Annotated in this window: 23 protein-coding genes; 8 read left to right on the top strand and 15 right to left on the bottom strand. The window is 68.8% G+C overall.

Translation table 11 applies throughout. From position 1 onward, the window contains the following. The first annotated feature begins 56 nt into the window (after window positions 1-56). Both HA630_RS08285 and HA630_RS08290 read left to right on the top strand, forming a co-directional pair. On the top strand, window positions 57-251 hold the full coding sequence (locus tag HA630_RS08285; RefSeq protein WP_166834036.1) for a hypothetical protein: 195 nt from the start codon (window positions 57-59) through the stop codon (window positions 249-251). Between the two features lie 91 nt (window positions 252-342). Further along, the gene (locus HA630_RS08290) at window positions 343-1767 is read left to right on the top strand and encodes a mannose-1-phosphate guanylyltransferase/mannose-6-phosphate isomerase (RefSeq protein ID WP_166834038.1); all 1425 of its coding nucleotides are present in this window, start codon (window positions 343-345) and stop codon (window positions 1765-1767) included. 3 nt (window positions 1768-1770) lie between these two features. On the opposite strand, the gene epsA is transcribed toward HA630_RS08290, so the two are convergent. Further along, window positions 1771-2562, bottom strand: a complete 792-nt coding sequence (gene epsA / locus HA630_RS08295) for an XrtB/PEP-CTERM-associated transcriptional regulator EpsA (RefSeq protein ID WP_208300032.1) — start codon at window positions 2560-2562, stop codon at window positions 1771-1773. Window positions 2563-2719: 157 nt separating this feature from the next. Between epsA and HA630_RS08300 the strand changes: the two genes are divergently transcribed. From HA630_RS08300 to pgi, 3 genes are all read left to right on the top strand, one after another. Continuing rightward, window positions 2720-3280 (top strand): Crp/Fnr family transcriptional regulator, encoded by a 561-nt coding sequence (locus HA630_RS08300; protein ID WP_166834040.1) that lies wholly within the window; start codon window positions 2720-2722, stop codon window positions 3278-3280. Window positions 3281-3417: 137 nt separating this feature from the next. Next, a complete protein-coding gene (locus tag HA630_RS08305; protein ID WP_166834042.1) occupies window positions 3418-4521 on the top strand; it encodes a sugar phosphate nucleotidyltransferase in 1104 nt (367 codons plus the stop codon). A 41-nt stretch (window positions 4522-4562) separates the two neighbouring features. Continuing rightward, window positions 4563-6140 carry a glucose-6-phosphate isomerase gene (gene pgi, locus HA630_RS08310; RefSeq protein ID WP_166834044.1) on the top strand — a complete coding sequence of 526 codons (1578 nt, stop codon included), beginning with the start codon at window positions 4563-4565 and terminating at the stop codon, window positions 6138-6140. Between the two features lie 39 nt (window positions 6141-6179). Here pgi and folD read toward each other — a convergent pair whose 3' ends face one another. Genes folD through glnT form a run of 10 tightly spaced genes read right to left on the bottom strand, consistent with a single transcriptional unit; the run spans window position 6180 to window position 16108 of the window. Then, window positions 6180-7085 carry a bifunctional methylenetetrahydrofolate dehydrogenase/methenyltetrahydrofolate cyclohydrolase FolD gene (folD, locus tag HA630_RS08315; protein WP_166834046.1) on the bottom strand — a complete coding sequence of 302 codons (906 nt, stop codon included), beginning with the start codon at window positions 7083-7085 and terminating at the stop codon, window positions 6180-6182. Between the two features lie 9 nt (window positions 7086-7094). After that, on the bottom strand, window positions 7095-7958 hold the full coding sequence (purU, locus tag HA630_RS08320; RefSeq protein ID WP_166834048.1) for a formyltetrahydrofolate deformylase: 864 nt from the start codon (window positions 7956-7958) through the stop codon (window positions 7095-7097). 13 nt (window positions 7959-7971) lie between these two features. Then, on the bottom strand, window positions 7972-9102 hold the full coding sequence (locus tag HA630_RS08325; protein WP_166834050.1) for an aminomethyltransferase family protein: 1131 nt from the start codon (window positions 9100-9102) through the stop codon (window positions 7972-7974). Window positions 9103-9146: 44 nt separating this feature from the next. Next, window positions 9147-10226 (bottom strand): DUF3445 domain-containing protein, encoded by a 1080-nt coding sequence (locus tag HA630_RS08330; RefSeq protein ID WP_166834052.1) that lies wholly within the window; start codon window positions 10224-10226, stop codon window positions 9147-9149. 25 nt (window positions 10227-10251) lie between these two features. Beyond that, window positions 10252-11202 (bottom strand): PDR/VanB family oxidoreductase, encoded by a 951-nt coding sequence (locus tag HA630_RS08335; RefSeq protein ID WP_208300033.1) that lies wholly within the window; start codon window positions 11200-11202, stop codon window positions 10252-10254. Continuing rightward, window positions 11199-11777 carry a dimethylamine monooxygenase subunit DmmA family protein gene (locus HA630_RS08340; RefSeq protein WP_166834054.1) on the bottom strand — a complete coding sequence of 193 codons (579 nt, stop codon included), beginning with the start codon at window positions 11775-11777 and terminating at the stop codon, window positions 11199-11201. The genes HA630_RS08335 and HA630_RS08340 overlap by 4 nt, the downstream gene beginning before the upstream one ends. A gap of 13 nt (window positions 11778-11790) precedes the next feature. Next, entirely contained in the window at window positions 11791-13155 is a 1365-nt protein-coding gene (locus HA630_RS08345) for an FMN-binding glutamate synthase family protein (RefSeq protein ID WP_166834056.1), read from the bottom strand. 9 nt (window positions 13156-13164) lie between these two features. Next, complete coding sequence (locus HA630_RS08350) at window positions 13165-13854, bottom strand: protein glxC (RefSeq protein ID WP_166834057.1); 690 nt, start codon at window positions 13852-13854, stop codon at window positions 13165-13167. Next, window positions 13842-14750, bottom strand: coding sequence for a class II glutamine amidotransferase (locus tag HA630_RS08355; protein WP_166834059.1), 909 nt, complete (start codon window positions 14748-14750; stop codon window positions 13842-13844). The genes HA630_RS08350 and HA630_RS08355 overlap by 13 nt, the downstream gene beginning before the upstream one ends. Window positions 14751-14761: 11 nt before the next feature. Beyond that, complete coding sequence (glnT, locus tag HA630_RS08360) at window positions 14762-16108, bottom strand: type III glutamate--ammonia ligase (protein WP_166834080.1); 1347 nt, start codon at window positions 16106-16108, stop codon at window positions 14762-14764. A gap of 223 nt (window positions 16109-16331) precedes the next feature. On the opposite strand from glnT, the gene HA630_RS08365 reads away from it, so the two are divergent. Then, window positions 16332-16934: an XRE family transcriptional regulator gene (locus HA630_RS08365; protein ID WP_166834061.1), complete on the top strand. Its 603-nt coding sequence runs from the start codon at window positions 16332-16334 to the stop codon at window positions 16932-16934. 27 nt (window positions 16935-16961) lie between these two features. Here HA630_RS08365 and HA630_RS08370 read toward each other — a convergent pair whose 3' ends face one another. Genes HA630_RS08370 through HA630_RS08385 form a run of 4 tightly spaced genes read right to left on the bottom strand, consistent with a single transcriptional unit; the run spans window position 16962 to window position 20475 of the window. Further along, on the bottom strand, window positions 16962-17543 hold the full coding sequence (locus tag HA630_RS08370) for a HutD family protein (protein WP_166834063.1): 582 nt from the start codon (window positions 17541-17543) through the stop codon (window positions 16962-16964). After that, window positions 17540-18493, bottom strand: a complete 954-nt coding sequence (locus tag HA630_RS08375) for an electron transfer flavoprotein subunit alpha/FixB family protein (RefSeq protein WP_166834065.1) — start codon at window positions 18491-18493, stop codon at window positions 17540-17542. The genes HA630_RS08370 and HA630_RS08375 overlap by 4 nt, the downstream gene beginning before the upstream one ends. Before the next feature lie 21 nt (window positions 18494-18514). Then, entirely contained in the window at window positions 18515-19276 is a 762-nt protein-coding gene (locus tag HA630_RS08380) for an electron transfer flavoprotein subunit beta/FixA family protein (RefSeq protein ID WP_166834067.1), read from the bottom strand. A 14-nt stretch (window positions 19277-19290) separates the two neighbouring features. Then, window positions 19291-20475: an FAD-binding oxidoreductase gene (locus tag HA630_RS08385; protein ID WP_166834069.1), complete on the bottom strand. Its 1185-nt coding sequence runs from the start codon at window positions 20473-20475 to the stop codon at window positions 19291-19293. A 149-nt stretch (window positions 20476-20624) separates the two neighbouring features. On the opposite strand from HA630_RS08385, the gene HA630_RS08390 reads away from it, so the two are divergent. Both HA630_RS08390 and hutG read left to right on the top strand, forming a co-directional pair. Then, on the top strand, window positions 20625-21650 hold the full coding sequence (locus tag HA630_RS08390; RefSeq protein ID WP_243855415.1) for a LysR family transcriptional regulator: 1026 nt from the start codon (window positions 20625-20627) through the stop codon (window positions 21648-21650). After that, window positions 21647-22434: N-formylglutamate deformylase (hutG, locus tag HA630_RS08395; RefSeq protein ID WP_166834072.1), on the top strand; the 788-nt coding region annotated here is incomplete at its 3' end. The genes HA630_RS08390 and hutG, both read left to right, overlap by 4 nt.

Consider the following 22434-nt stretch of genomic DNA (forward strand, 5'->3'; position numbering starts at 1 on the left):
CCTATCATTTCTATGGGTGTAAACCCGTGGACAACAATACTGCAGGGAGTGTGTGCATGTACCAAGAAACCGACCCGACCGACGCCGTGGTGACCGGTTGGCCAGAGGTGGACGATTTGCCCGGGCGCTTGTGGCCCGCAGCCGAATGGCCCCCCACCGAGACCCCGCGCGAACGCGCGGCACCCGCGGGGGACGCGATGACCGACGCGCACCGGCGCAGCGTATCGGTGCTGCCCCGCCACATGCATTGATGCCCGCGCGACCTGTCGCTGGAGCTGCGCCCCGGTTGCTGCAGCGGACCGCCAATGGGCCTTTCGCCCCACACCAACCCACAGACCCTTCATGACTTTGACCCCAGTGATCATGGCCGGCGGCACCGGCAGCCGTTTGTGGCCGCTGTCGCGCGAACTCAAGCCCAAGCAGTTTTTGCCTTTGACCGAGGGCGACGGCTCGATGCTGCAAACCACGGTGCAACGCCTGCAGGGCTTGGGCCCCCTGGGGGACTTGCGGGTGATATGCAACGAGGCGCACCGTTTTTTGGCGGCCGAGCAGCTGCGTGCGCTGGGCCAGGGGCGCGCGCACATTCTGCTGGAGCCGGTGGGCCGCAACACCGCGCCGGCCATCGCCCTGGCCGCGCTGCACGCCCTGGCGCAAACGCCCGATGCGCTGTTGCTGGTGCTGGCGGCCGACCACTGGATTCCGGACGTGACCGCCTTTGAGGCCGCCGTGGCGGCGGCCCGCCCGCTGGCCGAGGCGGGCAAACTGGTGACCTTTGGGGTGGTGCCCACCCGCGCCGAAACCGGTTATGGCTACCTCGAGCAGGGCGCGGCTTTGCCGCCAGGCGGCTTTGCCGTGAGCCGGTTTGTGGAGAAGCCCGACCTGGCCACCGCCCAGCGTTACCTGGAGAGTGGCCGGTTCTACTGGAACAGCGGCATGTTCCTGTTCCGCGCCGACCGTTACCTGGACGAATTGCAGCGTTTTCAGCCCGCCATGGTGGCGGCGTGCCGAGCGGCCTTGGACGCGGCCCGCCCCGACCTGGACTTTGTGCGCATCGACCGTGCGGCGTTTGAAGCCTGCCCCAGCGATTCGGTGGATTACGCGGTGATGGAGAAAACCGCCGACGCCGCCATGGTGGCCTTGGATGCGGGCTGGAGCGATGTGGGGTCGTGGTCTGCCTTGTGGGACGTCAGCCCCCAGGATGCCAACGGCAACGCCGTGCGCGGCGACGCCTTGCTGCAGAACGCCCGTGGCACCTTTGTGCTGGCCGAGAGCCGCTTGGTGGCGGCCGTGGGGGTGCAGGACTTGGTGGTGGTGGAAACTAAGGATGCGGTGCTGGTCGTCCACAAAGACCGGGTCCAGGAGGTGAAGCAGGTGGTGGAACGCCTCAAAGCCGCGGGGCGCACCGAACACATCAACCACCGCGAGGTGTACCGGCCTTGGGGGGTGTACGACTCGATCGACAACGGCCTGCGCTACCAGGTCAAGCGCATCACCGTCAAGCCCGGGGCCAAGCTGTCGGTGCAGTTGCACCACCACCGCGCCGAGCACTGGATTGTGGTGAGTGGCACCGCCAAGGTCACCAACGGCGACCAGACCCTGCTGATCACCGAAAACCAGTCCACCTACATTCCGGTGGGGCAGGTGCACGCCCTGGAAAACCCGGGGGTCATCCCGTTGGAGCTGATCGAAGTGCAGTCGGGCAGCTACCTGGGCGAGGACGACATCGTGCGCTTGGAAGACCGCTACGGCCGCTCCACGCCCGCTTGAGGCTTAACCCTTGCGCAGGCTGGTCACCTTGGCCACCGCCTGTGCGCGGTTGACCACGTCCAGCTTCTTGAAGATGCGCTGCACGTGGTTTTTCACGGTGAAGGCGCTGATGTCCAGGATCATGCCAATTTCCTGGTTGGTTTTGCCCATGCGCACCCATTCCATGATTTCCAGTTCGCGGGCGCTGAGCCCGGTGTCGGGTTGCGCCAGCAATTGCCCCATGTTGGCCGCCACGGCGGGGGTGGGTTTGGTGGGTGCGGGAATGAGGTACTGGTCGGGCAGGTGGGCCACCTGGCGGAAGGCCGTGTCGATGTAGGGCAGCATGTAGCGCAGGGTTTCGCGGGCCCGCTCATGAGCCAGTTCCTCGCGCCCCATGAACACATAGAGGCAGTCGTGCCGTCCCCGCTTGTCCTTGATGCCATGCACCAGTGCCGCAGGCAATTGCTGCATCGCATCGGTCGCGGCCGAGTTGCGCAAGGCGTTGAGCTCGAACCCGTGGTTGGCCGACATGCTGTAAGGGGCATGGTCGCATTTGAGCCAGCGGTGGAACAGGCCCATGAAAAAAGGCTGCAGGGCCCGGTCGTCGAAAGATTCGGTGCGCAGACCCGGCAGGGGCGAGACCACGTCGTAGCAGACCAGCCCCAGAGAAAAATCCCCCCACGCCGCAATCACCAAATCGTGCGGGATGAAATGTTGTACGTCGGCATGAAGCCAGTGGAATAGTTGATAATGGCTGCGTATGGACAGCGATTCCTTGATGATTTTTAGTGTTTTGACGATTTCTGAAAACGTCAAATCGTTAGGATATGACATTGGACCCCTGTAGCGTGCGTAACAGCGCTTTGATGCTAACAGAACCCCCGTCAATACCCCGGTGTCCGTGCGAGCCATGCGGCTCAGAGTCATAAGGACCCTTGTCCAATCCGTTCAAGCTTGTATAAGATTTGATGCCATGGATGCAGTCTTTCAATTCACCCTGCCACCCGAATGCGAGTGCTTGGGCTCGGCCGTGTCCTTTGCCGACGACATCCACCAGATCTTGAGTCGGACGCCGCTGTTGGAGTCGCTGGACCTGAACGACACCCAATTGCTGTGCAACCACATGACCTGTTTTTCTGCGCCGCGCGGGTGCATGTTGCTGCACCAAGGCGACACGTCGGGCTTCATGCTGATTTTGCTGACCGGGCGCGCCGAGCTGTTGTTGACCGACGAGTCGGGCGCCGACCACAGCATGGCCTCCCTGGGGCCGGGCCGCACCATTGGTGAAATGTCGATGATCGACCAGACGCCGCACAGCGTGTCGTGTGTGGCGCAAGAGCCGGTGGACGTGGTGGTGTTGACCCGCGAGGCGTTCCGGGACATTTTGCTGACGATGCCACGGCTGGGCAACAAACTGATGCTGGCGGTCATGCATTCGCTGGCCGAGCGCCTGCACCGCGCCCAGTTTGACCTGATGCACCAGTGGCCCAAGTCGGCGCCACCCTGGAGCGCCACCATTCCTGGCCCCCTTTAAGGCAAGGCGCCATTCAATTAGCCTCAACGGACTAGGCCCTGGGCCTGGGGCCGGTCTTTGAGCCCGTGCGGGTGGCCGCGGCCGGTATCATCCTTGGCAATGTGTGTGTGCACAAGACTTGAAGCAGGGAGTTGACAATGGCCAAAGGCGTGATTCTGGCCGCGGGGCAAGGCACTCGCGTGCGTCCGCTGACCAAAGATTTGCCCAAACCGATGGTGCCCATTCTGGGCAAGCCGGTGATGGAATACCTGATTGAGCACCTGGCGCGCCACGGGATCAAGCAGATTATGGTGAACGTGGCCTACAACCACCGCAAGATCGAGGAGTATTTCCGCGACGGCCACCGCTGGGGGGTGGAAATTGGTTATTCCTACGAAGGCGTGTACGACCACGGCGACATCATTCCCCGGCCGCTGGGTTCGGCCGGCGGGATGCGCCGCATCCAGGACAACAGCGGTTTCTTTGACGAAACCACCCTGGTGCTGTGTGGCGATGCGCTGATCGACCTGGACATTGGCGCGGCGCTGCACGAGCACAAGCACAAGGGCGCGCTGGCCAGTGTGGTGACGCTGGACGTGCCGCGCGACCAGGTGAGCAACTACGGCATTGTGGTGGCCGACCAGGACGGCAAGGTGCAGTCCTTCCAGGAAAAACCCCAGCCAGCCGACGCCAAGTCCACCCTGGCCAGCACCGGCATTTACATTTTCGAGCCGGCGGCGTTGGACCTGGTGCCGCAGAACCGGGTGTTTGACATTGGCAGCGAACTGTTTCCCATGCTGGTGGAGCAGGGCTTGCCGTTCTACGCCCAGGACCGCTTTTTCAACTGGATCGACATTGGCCGGGTGAGCGACTACTGGTCGGTGCTGCAGCGGGTGCTGCGTGGCGAAATTGCCGAAATGAGCATGCCCGGCACCGAGGTACAGCCCGGCGTGTGGGTGGGCCTGAACACCCGGGTGGACTGGAACACGGTGCACGTGCAGGGCCCGGTGTACCTGGGCTCCAGCGTGAAGCTGGAGCCGGGCTGCAGCATCATCGGCCCGGCCTGGATCGGCCACGGCAGCCACGTGCGGGCCGGCTCGCGGGTGGAGCGCAGCGTGTTGTTCGAGTACACCCGCATTGGGGCGGGCATGCTGTTCCAGGACATGATCGTGTCGCCCAGCTACTGCGTGGACCGGCTGGGCAACGCCACCTACGTGGGGGACGACCGCTTTCCGCTGCGCTGGGGCGACGCCCGCGCCTGAGGCCACACACCGCCACCGACCGAGGCCAAGAAAGGGAGCGCATGCGACACGACCAACTGCCGGCCTGGCAGGCTTTGCGCGAGCAGAGCTGGCACTACCAGGGGGCGTTTGACCTGCGCCGGGCGTTTGCCAAACAGCCCGGCCGCTTTGAAGCATTTCGGGTGGAGGCGCCGCATGTGGTGGCGGACCTGTCGAAAAACCTGTGGGACGGCCCGGTGCTGGACGCCTTGTGCGCCCTGGCCGACACCCTGCAGTTGCCGCAGAAGCGGGCGGCCTTGTTGGCGGGCGAGGTCGTCAATCCGACCGAAGGCCGACCGGCCTTGCACGCCTGTGTGCGCGGGCGCTGGGCCGAGGCGCCCGACGGACCGGCAGACCCCTGGACCGACGGTTTGCGCGACATGCTGGCGCTGGCCGAGGCGGTGCGGGCCGACCCGGAGATCGACCACGTGGTGCACCTGGGCATTGGGGGTTCGGGGCTGGGCCCGGAGCTGGCGGTGCAGGCCCTGGCCGCCGGCCACGGTGCCCGCCAGCGGCTGCATTTTGTGGCCAACGTGGACGGGCACGAGCTGCAGGAGGTGTTGAGCGGCCTGCCGCCGCAGCGCACGCTGTTTGTGGTGGCGTCCAAGTCGTGGTCCACCGCCGAGACCCTGCAGAACGCCCGGACCGCGCAGGCCTGGATGCAGGCCGCCGGCGTGCCGCAGCCGGAACGGCATTTTGTGGCGATTTCGGCCAAGGCCGAGCGAGCCCGGGCCATGGGCATGGGCCGCGTGTTGCACATGCCCGACGGCGTGGGCGGGCGTTTTTCGCTGTGGTCGGCGGTGGGTTTGCCGGTGGCCGTGGCTCTGGGCGCGGCCGGTTTTGCCGAGCTGCTGGCCGGCGCGGTGGAGATGGACCGCCACTTTGCGACCGCCCCGCTGCGGCACAACCTGCCCGTCTGCCTGGGGCTGCTGGACGTGTGGAACAGCACCTTTTTGGGCATGAGCAGCCGCTGCGTGGCGCCCTACCACCACGGCCTGCGCCGCTTGCCGGCCTACCTGCAGCAACTGGAGATGGAAAGCAACGGCAAGGGCGTGTGCCTGCAGGCCCGGCCTTTGCCCTACACCACCACGGCGGCCGTGTGGGGCGAACCGGGCAGCAATGGGCAGCACGCTTTTTTCCAGTGGCTGCACCAAGGCACACAGCGGGTGCCGACCGAATTCACCGTGGTGCGCCAACCCCGGCACGCCTTGCCGGGGCACCACGAGGCCCTGCTGGCCAACGCCTTTGGCCAGGCCCAGGCCTTGATGCAGGGCGGCATGGCCAGCGGCGCGCAACTGCCCGGGCACCAGGACTTTCCTGGCAACCGACCCAGCACCATGCTGCTGCTGGACGCCCTGACCCCGCGCAGCCTGGGCGCCCTGCTGGCCATGCACGAGCACCGGGTGTTCGTGGCCAGTGTGGTGTGGGGCATCAACTGCTTTGACCAGTGGGGTGTGGAACTGGGCAAGACCCTGGCCCTGGACCTGCAGGCCCGCATGCGTCGCCAGGACTGGGTGGGTCTGGACGCGTCCACCGCCGGCCTGATGCAATGGGCCGCCCAGGCCCGCACCCCCGTGGGGGCGCCCGGCGTGCCCGCCTGACGGCCCCGCACACGGTGGCCGCAGGCGGCACCGGCCGACTCAGCCCAGGACGGCGGGCGGGGCGTCCCAGCCGTGCCGGTCGTCCCCCCGGGCCAACGGGAAGCTGCGTTCGGCCGAACGCAGCGTGTTCTCGATCAGCATGGTCACCGTCATCGGGCCCACGCCACCGGGCACCGGGGTGATCCACGAGGCTTTTTCCTTCACCTCCTCGAAGCACACGTCACCGACGATGCGGCCGTCCGGCAGGCGGTTGATGCCGACGTCGATGACGATGGCGCCGCGCTTGACCATCTGCGGCACGATCAGCCCGGGCTTGCCGGCGGCGACGATGAGGATGTCGGCCAGGATGGTGTGCTGCGCCAGGTCGCGCGTTTTGGCGTGGCAGATGGTGACCGTGGCCTCGCGCTGCAGCAGCATCAGGCCCATGGGCTTGCCGACGATGTTGCTGGCGCCCACCACCACCACGTTCTGGCCGGCCACATCGGTGCCGGTGGCGTCCAGCAGCAGTTGCACGCCGTAGGGGGTGCAGGGCGGGAAGATGCTGTGGCCGGTGACCAGCGCGCCGACGTTGTAGAGGTGGAAGCCGTCCACGTCCTTGTCCACCGCGATCGCCTCCAGCACGCGCGCCACCGGGATGTGTGGCGGCAGCGGCAGCTGCACCAGGATGCCGTGCACCTGCTCGTCGGCGTTCAGGCGTTCGATGGTGGCCAGCACCTCGGCCTCGCTCACGTCGGCGGGCAGGCCCACGTGCAGGGAGCGCACGCCACACTCTTCGCAGGCCTTGATCTTGTTGCCGACGTAGACCTGCGAGGCCGGGTTCTCGCCCACCAGGATCACCGCCAAGCCGGGCTGCACGCCCTGGGCCTGGAGGTGCCCCACCCGTTCGCGGAAACCTGCACGCAGCTGCCGCGACAGCGCCTTGCCGTCAATGATCTGGGCGGTCATGGCTCGGGCTCAGCGGAACACCACGGTCTTGTTGCCGTGGATCAGCACGCGGTCTTCCAGGTGGTAGCGCAGGCCGCGCGCCAGCACCGCCTTCTCCACGTCCTTGCCGCTGCGCACCAGTTCTTCGGGCACGTCGGAGTGGTCGATGCGGATCACGTCCTGCTCGATGATCGGGCCCTGGTCGAGTTCGGAGGTGACGTAGTGGCAGGTCGCGCCGATCAGCTTGACGCCGCGCTGGAAGGCCTGGTGGTAGGGCTTGGCGCCGATGAAGCTGGGCAGGAAGCTGTGGTGGATGTTGATGATCTGGCCCGGGAACTTGTCGCACAGGTCGGGCGAGAGGATCTGCATGTAGCGCGCCAGCACCATGGCGTCGGCGTCGGCCTCGCGGTAGAGGCGCTCGACCTCGGCGTAGGCCTGGACCTTGGTGTCGGGCGTGACCGGCACGTGGTGGAAGGGGATGCCGTGCCACTCCACCAGGCCGCGGAAGGTTTCGTGGTTGGAGATGACGCAGGGAATGTCGATGTCCAGTTCGCCGGACTGCCAGCGGCCCAGCAGGTCGTACAGGCAATGCTCCTGCTTGGAGACCAGGATGACGACGCGCTTTTTGCGCGCGCTGTCGGCGATGCGCCATTGCATGCCAAAGGGTTCGGCCAGCTGGGCGAAAGCGGCGCGAAATGCGTCGATGTCGAGTTGCAGCGAGTCGGCCAGGATCTCCTGGCGCATGAAGAACATGGCGGACTCGGCGTCGGCGTGGTGGCTGGCTTCGGTGATCCAGCCGTTGTGCTGGGCCAGGAAGTTGCTGACGGCGGCGACGATGCCGACGCGGTCGGGGCAGGACAGGGACAGGGTGTAGCGGCGGGGCGGGGTGCTCATGGTGGGGCCTTGTTCAGTCTTTGGCGGTGCGCTTGGTTTTTTGCGGGTCGTCGAAGGGCAGGGTGTGGGCGGTGGCGGCGCACTGCAGCGCGGCACCGCGCAGGGTCATCGCCTTCCCATGCACCGCGTACGCCGGGTCGAGGCGGGCGATGGCCATGGAGCGGCCGGTCAGGCGCGAGTACATGCCGCAGGTGACGAAGCCGACCTTGCGCTCGCCGTCGTACAGCGCGTCGCCGGCCTGGGCCGCTTCTTTGCTGGCCAGTTCGACGCCGAAGATCTTGAAGCGCTCCTTGCCTTGGAGGCGGTAGTGTTCGGCGGCGCCGCGGAACTCGGTCTTGCCGGGCGAGACGGTGAAGTCCAGCCCCAGCTCCCACAGGGTGTCGCCAATGGGCTCACCCTCCATGGGGTACATGTCGGAGTTGTCGTAGGGGTAGAACAGCAGGCAGCTTTCCACGCGCAGCCAGTCCAGCGCGGTGAAGGCGCAGGGCACGATGCCCATGGCCTGGCCCTCTTCGACGATGGTGTCCCAGATGGTGGGCGCGTCGGCGGCCTTGCAGAAGATCTCGTAGCCGCGTTCGCCGGTGTAACCGGTGCGCGAGATGGTGACCGGGCGGCCGAACAGCGTGGTGTGGGTGTGGTGAAAGTAGGGCAGCTGGCGGATGCCCGGCACGTGTTGGGACAGGTACTCCACCGCCAGCGGGCCTTGCAGCGACAGGTCGTGTAGGTCGTCGTCGAACAGCACCGAGACGTTGCGGCCGACCGCGCCGCGGGTCAGGATCTCGTGGCCCTGGCCGGCGCCGTGCACCACCATGAAGGCGTTGGGGCCGTTGCGGTAGATGACGCAGTCGTCGATGAACTTGCCGTCCTCGTTGAGCATGCAGGCGTAGACCGATTTGCCCGGGTAGAGCTTGCTGACGTTGCGGGTGGTGGCGTGGTTGATGAGCATCTCGGCGTGCGGGCCGATGACGTGCACCTTCTTCAGGCCGGACACGTCCATCAGGCCGGCCTTGGTGCGGATGGCCTCGTGTTCGTCGGCCAGGTCGGTGCGGTAGGTCCAGGCCGTGCCCATGCCGTTCCAGTCGGCCAGGGACGAGCCGAGTGCGCGGTGGCGGTCGGCCAGGGCAGAGATGCGCCAAGAAGTCATGTGTCTCTCCAGTGCAGATGAAAGAAGGAAATGAATGGGAGGGCTCAGGCCGTTTCGGCCAGGGTGTCGGTGTCGGCGTGGGTGCCCACGGGCAGCGGCGCGCCGTCGTCGTGGGCGGCCAGGTGGGCCACGGCCAGCGGCAGGTAGCGGGTCAGGCCCTTGTATTCGGCCAGGGCCGGGTGCAGGGTGGACAGCACGCGGTGCAGGCGCTTGCCCCACTTGGGCACGCGCGCCAGGTCGTCGAGCGAGGCCAGGTAGCCGCGGATTGGGAACAGCAAGGCGTTGCTGCGCGGCAGGCGCCACAGGGTCTGCAGTTCCACCCGCAGGTGCAGCTTGCGGCCGATGTTCTCGGGCGTGAGCGAGGCGCGGTCGGGGCCCCACTCGGGGTAGCTTTCGGGTGAGGTGTCGAGCCGCGGGTTGACCGTCATGGTCCAGTTCAGGCGCCGCACCGGCTGGCCCAGGCGCACCATCAGCAGGTACTTGAGCGCACGTTCGAACACCCCGGCCTGGTGCGCCAGCGGCACCGGGCCGTGCCATTCCATGAAGCCCATGCCGACGTTGAAGTCCAGCGACCAGTCGGCCTGCGAGGTCACCATGCCGGCGTCCAGGAACAGGTTGTTGTCGCGCTGGTCGCAGATGGCGAAGTCGCCCTGCACCTGGCGGGTGATGTACTCGAAGGGCTCGCAGGGCAGCGTGGCGGCGTCGCCGAAGGTGAAGGTCTGCACCAGGCCCAGCGGGCGGTTGGTCCAGGTCCAGCTGGCGCCGAAACCGTCGCCGGATTTCTGCAGCGCGAAGTGTTCCGGGTAGTCGCGGGACAGGCTCTCCATCAGCAGCTCCAGCGTGTCCCACTGGGCCGTCATCATGTGCGGCAGCGCTTGGCAGCGGCCGGGGTCGCGTTCGAGCGTGATGGCCCGGTCGCGGCACTCGGCGATGTAGTGCTCGTCCACGTCGAAGGCGTGCACGAAGGCGTCGCTCGGCCCGCTGCCGTTGTGCGGCTCCATGTTGACGCTGTACATGTAGCGGTCTTCCGGGAACGGGAACGGGAAGCGCAGGATGGCGGTGTCGCTGTTGCGGTAGGTGTAGTCGCCGCGGAAGGTTTCGTCGGGCTTGAAGGCGAGGCTCATGGGTGGCTCCTGTGGGGGTGTGGACTCAGAGGTCCAGCACCAGCTGCGGGCTGCGCGCGCGGGAGACGCAGGGCATGATCAGCCGGCCGCTGGCGCGTTCGGCGGGGCTGAGGCAGTGGTCGCGGTGCTCGGGCTCGCCGTCGAGCACCGGGGTGATGCAGACGCCGCAGGCCCCACCGCGGCACAGGCAGGGTGCGGCCACGCCGGCGCGTTCCAGCGCTTCGAGCAGGCTTTCGTCCTCGGCCACCCGCAGGCGCAGGCCAGATTTGTGCAGCACCGCCTCGAAGGCGTTGCCGCCGGCGCTGGCGCCGCCGAAGTGTTCGGTGTGGACCTGGCTGGCTGGCCAGCCGGCGGCCGCGGCGGCTCGCACCACCGCGTCGTTCAGGTCGCTGGGGCCGCAGACGTAGAGGTGGGTGCCGGCCGGCTGGTCGGCCAGCAGCGCGGCGGTGTCGAGCCGGTGGCCGTCGGCGTCCCAGTGGAAGCGCACGTCGGCCCCGTCGGGCAACCAGGGTTGGAAGACGTCTTTCTCCGACTCGCGGCAGCAGACGTGCAGGCTGGCGCCGGTCTGGCGCACGCCGGCGTCCTGCAGGTAGGACAGGAAGGGCGTGATGCCGATGCCGCCGGCGATCATCAGGTGGTGGCGCGCGGGGCGCACCGGGGCGAACAGGTTGCCGGGGGGCTGGGCGTCTAGCCGGTCGCCGACCCGCAGGCGCTCGTGCACCGTGGCCGAGCCGCCGCGCGAGGTGGGCACCCGGCGCACGATGACGTCGTAGCCGCTGCGCGTGCCTGGCGGGTTGACCAGCGAGTAGGCGTTGCGGTGGGTGCGTGCCGCGCCCGGCAGGCTCAGCAGCACGTGCGCGCCGGCGCCGGTGGGGGGCAGGGCCGAGCCGTCGGCCGCTTCCAGGCGCAGGTGGCGCAGGCTGGGCGCGATGTCGTCGATGGCGGCGACCCGCAGTTTCAGGGCAGACACGATCATGGAAACACCTCCTGCACCGCCGGGCGCTGGCCCGGGGCTTCGGCATCGACCATCACGCCCATGAAGGCGCCGTGACGGCGGGAAAAGTGGTCGCGCACCAGCAGGTGCCGGCCGCAGCCGGCGCAGGGCACGGTGTGGGTGGTCACGCCTTCGGTGACGCCGTGGCAGTGGGTGCACCAGACGCGCCGGCGCAGGCTGCCGGCGTGGGCCAGGCGCAGCTGTTCGGGCGCCAGGCCGGCGGCCCGGGCCAGCGCGGCGACCGACCAGATGAAGGGCTCGGTGCCCTGCACATAGAGGCGGTCGTGGACGCGGAACGGTCCGGTCTGGGCCAGCGCGTCCGCCAGGGCGGGCGTGTCGGCCAGCACGGACACCGGCAGACGGCCCAGGGCGAGCGCACCGACCGACCAAACCTGCAAGGCACCGGCCACCGGCGCGAAGGCTTCGGCCAGGGCCTGGCAGCCCTCGGCGTTCTGGGCCGCCGCCTCCAGCACCAGCCAGTGGCGCACGGCCGTGGCGTCCGGCCGCAGGGGCTGGTAGACAGGGCGGCTCTTGATGTCGGAAGCGGCGTTGGTCATGGCGGCCTCCGCGTCAGCCGTTCTGGCCCGGAATCCAGTTGGTGCCGGCCAGCGGCACCTGGGCCATGGCGGCGGCCTCCACCGTCAGCGCCACCAGGTCTTCGGGCTCCAGGTGGTGCACGTCCTGCTTGCCGCAGGCGCGGGCCAGGGTGGTCAGCTCCATGGTCAGCGTCTTGAGGTAGTTCTTGACGTGCTTGGCGCCGTTGTCGGGCTCCAGGCGCTGCTCCAGGATCGGGTCCTGCGTGGTCACGCCCACCGGGCACTTGCCGGTGTGGCAGTGGTGGCAGTAGCCGGCCTGGGTGCCCAGCGCGGCGTAGTCGGCCTCGGCGCTGTGGTTCTGGCCGCCCTGCTGGTAGGTGTCGCGGTTGCAGCCCAGGGCCATCAGCACGCCCTGGCCGATGGCCACCGCGTCGGCGCCCAGCGCCAGCGCCTTGGCCACGTCGGCCCCGGTGCGGATGCCGCCCGAGACGATGAGCTGCACCGTGTCGATCATGTCCAGGTCGCGCAGCGCGGCCACGGCCTGGCGCACCGCCGCCAGCGTGGGGATGCCAGCGTGTTCGATGAAGCAGGTCTGGGTGGCCGCGGTGCCGCCTTGCATGCCGTCCACCACCACCACGTCGGCGCCGGCGTGGACCGCCAGCTTGACGTCGTTGTAAACGCGGGTGGCGCCCACCTTGACGTAGATGGGCTTTTCCCAGTCGGTCAGTTCGCGCAGTTCCTGGATCTTGATGGTCAGGTCGTCCGGGCCGGTCCAGTCCGGGTGGCGGCTGGCCGAGCGCTGGTCCACGCCCTGGGGCAGGGTGCGCATCTTGGCCACGCGCGGGTTCACCTTCTGGCCCAGCAGCATGCCGCCGCCGCCCGGCTTGGCGCCCTGGCCCAGCACCACCTCGATGGCGTCGGCGCGGCGCACGTCGTCGGGGTTGAAGCCGTAGCGCGAGGGCAGGCACTGGTACACCAGCGTCTTGGACGACTGGCGTTCCTCGGACGTCATGCCGCCGTCACCGGTGGTGGTGCTGGTGCCCATGGCGGTGGCGGCCTTGCCCAGCGCTTCCTTGACGTTGGCCGACAGCGCGCCGAAGCTCATGCCGGCCACGGTGATCGGGGTGTCCAGCACGATGGGCTTTTTGGCGAAGCGGGTGCCCAGCACGGTCTTGGTGGAGCACTTTTCGCGGTAGCCCTCCAGCGGGTAGCGCGAGAGCGAGGCGGTGAGGAAGACCAGGTCGTCGAAGTGCGGCAGCTTGCGCTTGGCGCCCAGGCCGCGGATTTCGTACAGGCCGGTGCCGGCGGCGCGGTGGATGTAGTCCAGCGTGCTGCGGTCGAAACTGGCGGACTCTTCGCGCTGCAGGCGTTTGAAGGCGATGGGGTGTTCGGTGCTCATGGGGGCTCCTCAATAGGTCTGATCGGCGTCGGCGTTCCAGTGGTACAGGCTGCGGGCCGAGGCCACACGCTTGAAATCCTGGGGGGCGTGGTGCAGGCCGGCGGCGGCCAGCAGTTCGGTCAGCGCGGCGATGTCGGCCTCGCCCAGGGGCTCGAGCTGGGCGTCGGCGCCCAGGCTCTTGATCTCGCCCTTGACGTAGATCACCGCCTCGTAGAGCGAGTCGCCGAGCGCGTCGCCGGCGTTGCCGCAGACCACCATGCGCCCGGCCTGGGCCATGAAGCCCGAGAAGCTGCCCACGGAACCGCCGACCACGATGTCGGCGCCCTTGAGCGAAATGCCGCAGCGCAGGCCGGCGTCGCCGTCGATCACCAGCAGGCCGCCGTGCGCCGAGGCGCCGGCGCCGTTGGAGGCGAAGCCCTTGACGTGGACTTTGCCGCTCATCATGTTCTCGGCCACGCCGGTGCCGGCGCTGCCTTCGATGGTGACGTCGGCGAACTTGTTCATGCCCGCGGCGTAGTAGCCGGCATGGCCCACCACGGTGACCTGCACCGGGGCGTTGATGCCGACCGCGATGTTGTGCGCGCCGTCCGGGTTGAGCACGGTGATGTGCTGGCCGGCCAGCGATTCGGGCGTGCCGTGCAGGTGCTGGTTGAGCTCGCGGACGGTGCGCGCGCTCAGGTCAAAGGTCAGATTTTCCATACGTACATCTCCTCGGGTGCGGGTTCAAAAACCGTGGCGTGCTTGACGTCCGGCAGGTGCGCGAGCGAGCGGAATTCGGAGGCGATGGCGACGTAGTCGTCGGTTTCGGCCACCACCGCCGGCTTGCAGGCGAAGGGGTCGCGGATCAGGGCCAGCTCGGTCGGCGTGCCCATGAGGAAGGTGAAGAAGCCGTCCAGCGCCTCGAAGCCCTTTTGCAGCGCCGCGTGCAGGGTGTCGCCCTCGCGCAGGCGCCACTCCAGGAAGCGGCAGGCGGCCTCGGTGTCGTTGTCGGTCTCGAAGCGGATGCCGCGCGGCTCCAGCATGCGGCGGATGCCGTTGGGGTTGGACAGCGAGCCGTTGTGCACCAGGCAGAAGTCCTCGCCGGCGGTGAAGGGGTGGGCGCGGTCGGGCGTGACGGCCGATTCGGTGGCCATGCGGGTGTGGCCCACCAGGTGGCTGCCGGTGAGCGCGCCGAAGTCGTAGCGCTGCGCCACCTCGGCCGGGGTGCCGATGTCCTTGTACAGCTCGATGCCGCGGCCGGTGGACAGCAGGTGCAGCTTGGCGTCCTGCGCTTGCACAAAGGCCTGGACCGGTTCGGCCGGGCCGTCAAAAGTGAACACGGCGTGGTTGCCCTTGGCCACGACGTGGGCGTGCACGCCCAGGGCCGCGTTCAGGGCATCGGCCAGGCCTATCCAGTCGTAGGCGGCGCCGGCTTCGGTCAGGCCCGAATAGACGCTGATCTTGCGCTGGCCTTCCGGCAAGGGCTGGCCGAACACGGCCATGCCGGCCGAGTCCGGGCCGCGCTCGGTCATGCCGATCAGCATCGGCACCATCAATTCGCCCAGGCGGCTGTACAGCGCCGGCTTTTTCAACAACAAACCCACAATTCCACACATGGTTGCTTCCTTCAGAAAAATTCCAGGTATTGCTTGACTTCCCACTCGGAGACGTGGCGCATGTACTCGATCCACTCCATGCGCTTGTGTTTGAGGAACTCGCCCGTGACCGGCCCAAGCGCCTCGCGGATGACGGTGTCGGCCTCCAGCGCGTCGAGCGCGGCGTTCAGGTTCTGCGGCAGCAGGCCGATGCCGGCTTCGGCCAGTTGCGCCTCGCTCCACTCGTACAGGTTGACGTTGCGCGGCACGCCCGGGTCCATGCCCTTGGCGATGCCGTCCATGCCCGCGGCGATGACGGCGGCCGTGGCCAGGTAGGGGTTGCAGGCGCCGTCGGGCAGGCGCAGTTCCAGCCGGCCCTTGGGGATGCGCACCATGGTCGAGCGGTTGTTGTCGCCGTAGCTGATGTAGGCCGGGGCCCAGGTGGCGCCGGTCAGCGAACGGCCCACCACCAGGCGCTTGTAGGAGTTGACGGTGGGTGCGCACAGGGCGGTCAGTGCCGGTGCGTGGTGCAGCAGGCCGGCCATGAACTGGTAGGCCATGGGCGAGAGTTCCAGCCCGTTCGGGTCGGCCTTGTCCTGGAACAGGTTGCGCTGGCCGTCGCCGATGGACAGGTGCATGTGCATGCCGTTGCCCGGCCGGTTGGCGAAGGGCTTGGGCATGAAGGAGCAGATCAGGCCGAGTTCGTTGGCGATCTCGCTGGCGGCCATCTTGAAGAAGACGAAGTGGTCGCAGGAGGTCAGGCAGTCGGCGTAGGTGTAGTTCAGTTCGAACTGGCCGTTGGCGTCCTCGTGGTCGATCTGGTAGACGTCGATGCCGGTGGCGCGCATGGCGTCGGAGAGCTTTTCCAGAAACACCCGGGTACGCGACAGGCCCTTGTAGTCGTAGCAGGGCTTGGCCAGGGTGTCGCTGGCGTCGTGGGGCACGATGCTGCCGTCGGCGTGGCGGCGCAGCAGCGAGAACTCGGGTTCCAGGCCGGTGAACATGGTCAGGCCCTGTTCGGCCAGGCGCGCCACTTGCTTTTTCAGCACCACGCGGCTGTCGTAGGCCCAGGGCTCGCCCTCGACGTGGCCTTCGCAGACGATGCGCGCCAGCCCGGGTTGCCAGGGCACCAGCGAAACGGTGGACAGGTCGCCCACGGCCATGAAGTCGGGGCCGTGTGGCTCGATGCCCACGCCGCAGATGGCAAAGCCGGCGAAGCCCGCGCCATCGGTCATGACGGTGTTCAAATGGTCCACCGGCACCGACTTGGCCTTGGCCACGCCGTGGATGTCCACGAACTGGGCCAGCACATAGGCCACGCCCTGGGATTTGAGGTAGCTTTGGGCGTCTTCCACGCGCTCAAAGCGCTTGGGGGGCACCAGGGCCCCCGGGTCGAAGGGGTTGGCGAAAGGGGTGGCAAGTGTGTTCAAGGCTGAGCTCCTGTGTGAGGCATGGGGGCGGCGAACGATCGGGGGACCAGGTGTCGGCATTGGTGCATGACCGCTGTCGATGTTTCTTGTAATGCAACATTTGTGCCTGATGTGAATATTTCGTGGGTGCCGAGCGCCTACACTTTTTGGAACGACCGTCAAGGAGAGGCCGATGAACAAAACCGCTGAAAAACCCGCCGTTTCGCTGGAGGAAGCGGTCGGTTCCGCCATCAAGGAACTGCGCCAGCGCCACGGGCTGACGATCGCGCAGGTGTCGGAGCAGGCCAGCATCAGCCGGGGCATGCTGTCCAAGATCGAGAACGGCCAGACCTCGGCCGGCATGGACACCTTGGCGCGCATCGCGCGCGCGCTCGGGGTGTCCATGTCCATGCTGTTCAGCAAGTACGACGTGTCGGTCAACACCGCCCAGCACATCAAAAAGGGCGCGGGCATGGAAGTGGTGCGCCGCGGCACCAAAAGCGGGCACACCTACCAGCTGCTGGCCTACGACCAGGGCCCGATCAAGTTGTTCGAGCCCTTTCTGATCACCATGGACGACGATTCGGAGCACTACCCCACCTTCCAGCACCCGGGCACGGAGCTGCTGTACATGCTGGAGGGCCAGCTGGAGTACCGCTGTGGCCACGACACCTACCTGCTGGAGCCGGGCGATGCGCTGACGTTTCAGGGGGAGGTGGCGCACGGGCCGGAAAAGCTGGTGAAGTGCCCGATCAAGTTCCTGTCCTTCATCGTCTACCCGCGCAGCGCGGAATGAAGCCAGGGCACCGAGGGGCCCGGCGCCTCAGCGCAGGGCGGTGACGAGCAGCAGGCCGTCGGGCCCGGTGGGGAAGAGTCGGGTGGGGGCGAGCGGGCCGTGCAGGTGCAGGACTTCGCCGGTGCCCAGGGTCAGCGACCCGGTGTCGGCCCCGTGGGTCTGGAAGTGGCCGCGCAGCACCAGCGCCAGCACGTCGGGCGCTTGGGGCAGTGCCACCGTGTCGCCCTCGGCGATGAGCAGGTCGGCCTGGGCCCGGCCACGGCGCACCATCACGTTCCAGAGCTGGGTGGGCACGCGCGGGGCGTCGCAGGCCAGTGCCAGTTCGCCCGGGAACTGGGCGTAGGCGCCAGGGCCTTCAAAGTGCCAGGCCTGGCCTTCGCCCGCCAGCCGCAGGCCGGCGCCGCAGACCATGACCGCGGTGCGGTCCAGGCCGTCGAACACGGAAAACGGCCCGGCGGCGCCGATGTCGGCCACGCTGACGCGCCAGCACAAGGTGTCCTGCTCGCTGTGGCTGGCCACGGTGCGGGTCCAGCCCGCGCCGTTGCGCCAGGGTTCGCGCGGCAGGTCCTCGATGGCAAAACGCCGCCAGGGGGCGGGGCCCACGCTCATGCGGCCCCCGTGGGGGCAGCCGGCAGGCCGGCGGTCAGGGCCGGCAGCGCCTCGAACAGGTCGCCCACCAGGCCCAGGTCGGCCACCGAGAAGATGGGCGCGTCCGGGTCTTTGTTCACGGCGACGATGACGCCCGCGTCCTTGATGCCGGCCAGGTGCTGGATCGCCCCGGAGATGCCGAAGGCCAGGTAGACGTCGGGCGCCACGGTCTTGCCGGTCTGGCCGATCTGGATGGCGTTGGGGGCGAAGCCGGCGTCCACCGCCGCGCGCGAGGCGCCGACCGCGCCGCCCAGGTGGTCGGCCAGCTGCTCGACCAGGCCCATGTGTTCGCGCGCGCCCACGCCGCGGCCGGCGGCCACCACCACCCGGGCGCGGCCCAGGTCGGGGCGGCTGCTGCTGGCCGCGTCGCGCCGCTCCAACTGGGTGCGGGCGTCGGGTTCGACCGAGGCCAGCGCCACCACCGGGCAGGGCGTTTGCGTGCCGCTGGCCGCGGCGAAGCCGGCCGGGCGCACGGTGAGCAGGCGGCGCGCGCTGTGGGTCTGCACCTCGGCCAGCACGCTGCCGGCGTACAGGGGGCGCACGAAGCGGTCGGGGGCGGGCAGCGCCAGCACGTCGCTCAGGTAGGCGGCTTGCAGCCGGGCGGCGGCGCGGGGCAGGGCGCCCCGGTGCAGCGCGCGGTGGCTGGCCAGCAGGGTGCGGTAGCCAGGCATCAGCGCTTCCAGCTGGCGCGCCAGCGTTTCGGCCGACGGGGCGGCCCACTGCGGGTGTTCGGCCAGCAGCACCTGGCCGACGCCGGCCCAGCCGGCCACCGCCTGGGCCACGGCCGCGCCCTGGGCGCCCAGCACCAGCAGGTGCACCGGGTCGCCCAGTTGCAGGGCCGCGGCCAGCAGTTGCTGGCTGGCGGGTTCGGGGTGTTGGCCGTCGTGTTCGACGAGGACGAGGGTGGTCATGGGACGGGTTCCTGGGGCGCTTCAGGCGCCGGGTTGCAGGGCGGGCAGCTGGCGCAGCTGGGCCAGCAGTTGCGGCAGGTCGGCCAGGCGTTGGCCGGCGGCGCGGGCGGGCGGGGTGGTGCAGGCGGCAACGCTGCAGTGGGCCGGGGTGTCGGCGGCCAGGTCGGCCAGCGCCACCGTGTCGATGGGGGCTTTCTTGGCCTTCATCATGCTGGGCAGGCCGATGGGGCGCGGGTCGCACAGGCGCAGGTCCACGCCCAGCACGGCGGGCAGCGGCAGGCGCCACTGTTCCAGGCCCAGGTCGCCGTCGCAGTCCGCACGCAGGCCGCCGTCGGTCCATTCGACGCGGTTGACCGACAGCGCCTGCGGCCAGTCCAGCAGGGCGGCCAGGGCCGGGGCGGTGTCGCCCAGGTCGTCGTCGATGGCTTGTTTGCCGCACAGCAGCAGGTCCACGCCCTCACGCTGCACCAGCGCGGCCAGGCCGGCCAGCACGGCCGGGCCGTCGGGCGCGGCGCTGCCGGGGTCCAGCAGCAGGGCGCGGTCGGCGCCCATGGCCAGGGCGGTGCGCAGCACGTCCTGCACCACCGGCTGGCCGCAGGCCACCACCGTGACCTGGCTGGCCACACCCGCCTGGCGCCAACGCACCGCCTGCTCCACCGCCACCTCGTCAAAGGGGTTCAGGGACATTTTGAGCCCGGCGGTGTCCACACCGGTGCCGTCGCTGCGCACCCGCACCTTGACGTTGTAGTCGACCACGCGCTTGACAAAAACCAGTACATGCATGGTGGGCCTCCGGATCAGGACACGGCGCCCAGTCCGTAGCGGCCGGTCAGCAGCTGGCCGCTGCGGAAACGCTCGTGGGCGTAGGGGGTCAGCGGCACCTCGGTCGGCAGGCCCAGCGCTTCCTGCGCCAGCACCAGGCCCACGCCCGGCGACAGCTTGAAGCCGTGGCCGGAGAAGCCGTAGCCCACCACCAACCCGGGCACGTCGGGCAGGCGGCCCAGCACCGGGTTCCAGTCGGGCGTGACGTCGTAAACGCCGGTCCAGGACGAAGCCAGGCCGGCTTCGCCGAAGGACGGGAAGCGCTCGGCCACCTGGCCGCCCACCTCCACCACGTAGTCCATGGAGATGTCGCCCTGCTCGTTGTCGGGCGCGGCCAGGGTCTCGCCCACCGTGCCTTCGCTCACCAGCATCTGGTTGCCGCCGTAGCTGCGGCAGTACAGCATGCCGGGCGAGCCCAGGTCCTTGAACACCGGCATCTGGAAGCTGTAGGCCTCGGGGCCCTCCAGGGCCAGCACGGCGTGGCGTTCGGCCTTGACGGGCGTGGGCACGCCGGTCCATTTTTCGATGTCGGTGGCCCAGATGTTCTGGGTGCTGATGACGGTGTCGCTGTGGAAGGTGCCCTGGCTGGTTTCCACGCCGACCACGCGGCCGCCGTCCAGCAGCAGGCGCTCCACGTTCACGCCTTCCATGATCTTGACGCCCAGGCGGCGCGCGGCGCGGGCAAAGCCGGTGGCCACCAGGTAGGCGTCGGCGAAGCCGGCTTCCGGTTCAAAGCCGATCAGCGCCGCGTCGTCGAACTGGGCGATGGGCAGTCGGGTGCGCGCTTCCGCCTGGTCGATCAGGCGCACCTCCACGCCCATGCGTTCCTGGCCCGCCAGGGCCGCGCGCAGCGGTTCCAGCTTCGGGCCCTCGGGGGCGCAGATGAGGTAGCCGCATTTCACCAAGCCGGCCGAGGCCTCTTCGTCGCCCAGGTAGCCGGCGAAGTCCTGGAACACCGACCAGGATTTCTTGGCCAGTTCCACGTTTTCGATCACCGAATAGTGGGTGCGCAGGATGCCGGAGGACTGGGTGCTGGTGCCGGCGCCGATCTGCGACCGGTCGAGCACCAGCACATTTTTGGCGCCCAGGCGGGCGAGGTGGTAGGCGACCGAACTGCCGATCACACCGGCGCCGATCACGATGGCGTCATAGCTTTGCATGGGGGGCTTTCTGTGTGGAAAAAGGTTGGCGATGGCTGCAGCTTAGGCGGCCCCCACCGGGCGCCACACAACTGAAGCCATTTCGATGCTATGTTTTGGTTTTTCTGAATTTGTGGCCGCCTGCGGCCGAACCTGACACCATGCGCACCATGTCTCCCCGCTCCGCCGGCCCCCGCCCGCCCCGCCGTTCGCGCGTCCTGCCCGACCTGCAGGCACTGGAAGCCTTCGTCGCCGTTTGCGACGCCGGCTCCATGGCGCTGGCCGCGCAGCAGCTCGGTGTGAGCCAGAGCGCGCTCAGCCAGGCCGTCAAGACCCTGGAGGCCGACCTGGGCACACCGCTGCTGGACCGCGAGGTGCGCCCCGCCGTGCCCACCCACGCCGGGCAGGTGCTGCGCGAGCGCGCCAGCCGGCTGCTGGCCCAGGCGCGCACCCTGGTCGACCAGGTGCGCGCCAGCGCCCGCCAGGCGCACGCCCAGATCCACCTCGGCTGCGTCGATTCCTTCGCCGCCACCGTCGGCCCCAGCCTGATCCGTGCGCTGTCGGGCTCGGCCCAGCAGATGCTGATGTGGTCGGGCCTGACGCCGGCGCTGACGCAGCAGTTGCGCGGGCGCGAACTCGACTTCGCCATCTGCACCGATTCCGCCATCGACGACCCGCGCATCACCCAGCGCCTGCTGTTTTCCGAGTCCTGGGTGGCGGTGTTCCCCAAGGCGCACCCGGTGCGGCCCCTGGCCTCGGTGCGCGAACTGGCCGAGCTGCCTGGCGGCCTGCCCCTGATCCGCTACAGCCAGCGTTCGGTGATCGGCCAGCAGATCGAACGCTTCCTGCGCCACGCCGGCGTGCAGGCCCCGCGCGCCTGCGAGTTCGACGCCACCGACCCGCTGCTCAGCCTGGTGGCCTCGGGCCTGGGCTGGGCCCTGTCCACCCCCTTGTGCCTGTGGCAGTCGCGCCACCACCTGGACGAGGTGGTGGTGTTGCCCCTGCCCGCCACCCGGCTGGGCCAGCGCCATTTTTTCCTGTTGGCGCGGGAGGACGAATGGGCCGGCCTGGACGCCCACATCGCCCGCATCGCCCGCGACGTGATCCGCCAGGACACGGCCGTGGCCATCCACCGCGCCATGCCCGGCCTGCCGGCCGACGCCCTGTCTTGTCCCGACGAAGAAAGCCCCCCATGACCCCCGACGCCCTCGACGACACCCCCACCTACACCCTGCAGCGCGGCCACCTGCCGCTGCTCATCTCCATCCCGCACCTGGGCACCGAACTGCCGCCCGAGTTCGCCGCCGGCATGACCGACACCGCCCCGGTGCTGCAGGACACCGACTGGCACCTGGACCGGCTCTACGCCTTCGCCCGGGGCCTGGGCGCCTCGGTGCTGCAGGCCAAGGTGTCGCGTTACGTGATCGACCTCAACCGCCCGCCCGGTGGCGAAAGCCTCTACCCGGGCCAGACCACCACCGGCCTGTGCCCGACCGAAACCTTCCGCGGCGAACCGCTCTACGGCGCGGCTCCGGCCCCGGACGACGCCCAGCAGGCCGACCGGCTGGCGCGCTACTGGCGCCCCTACCACGACGCGCTGCGCGGCGAGCTGGACCGGCTGCGCGCCCAACACGGCGCGGTGCTGTTGTGGGACGCCCATTCCATCGCCAGTGTGCTGCCGCGCCTGTTCGAGGGCAAGCTGCCCGACCTCAACTTCGGCACCGCCGACGGGCGCAGTTGCGCGCCGGCCCTGCTGGACGCGGTGGTGGACGAGGCCCGCCAGAGCCCCTTCAGCCACGTGGTCAATGGCCGCTTCAAGGGCGGCTACATCACCCGCCACTACGGCGTGCCGGCCCATGGGGTGCACGCCATTCAGCTGGAAATGGGGCAGGACCTCTACATGCAGGAAACCCCGCCTTTCCCCTACCTGGAGCACCTGGCCACCTCGGTGCAGCCGCTGCTGCAGCGCATGCTGCAGCG

The organism is Aquabacterium sp. A08, from assembly GCF_011742065.1.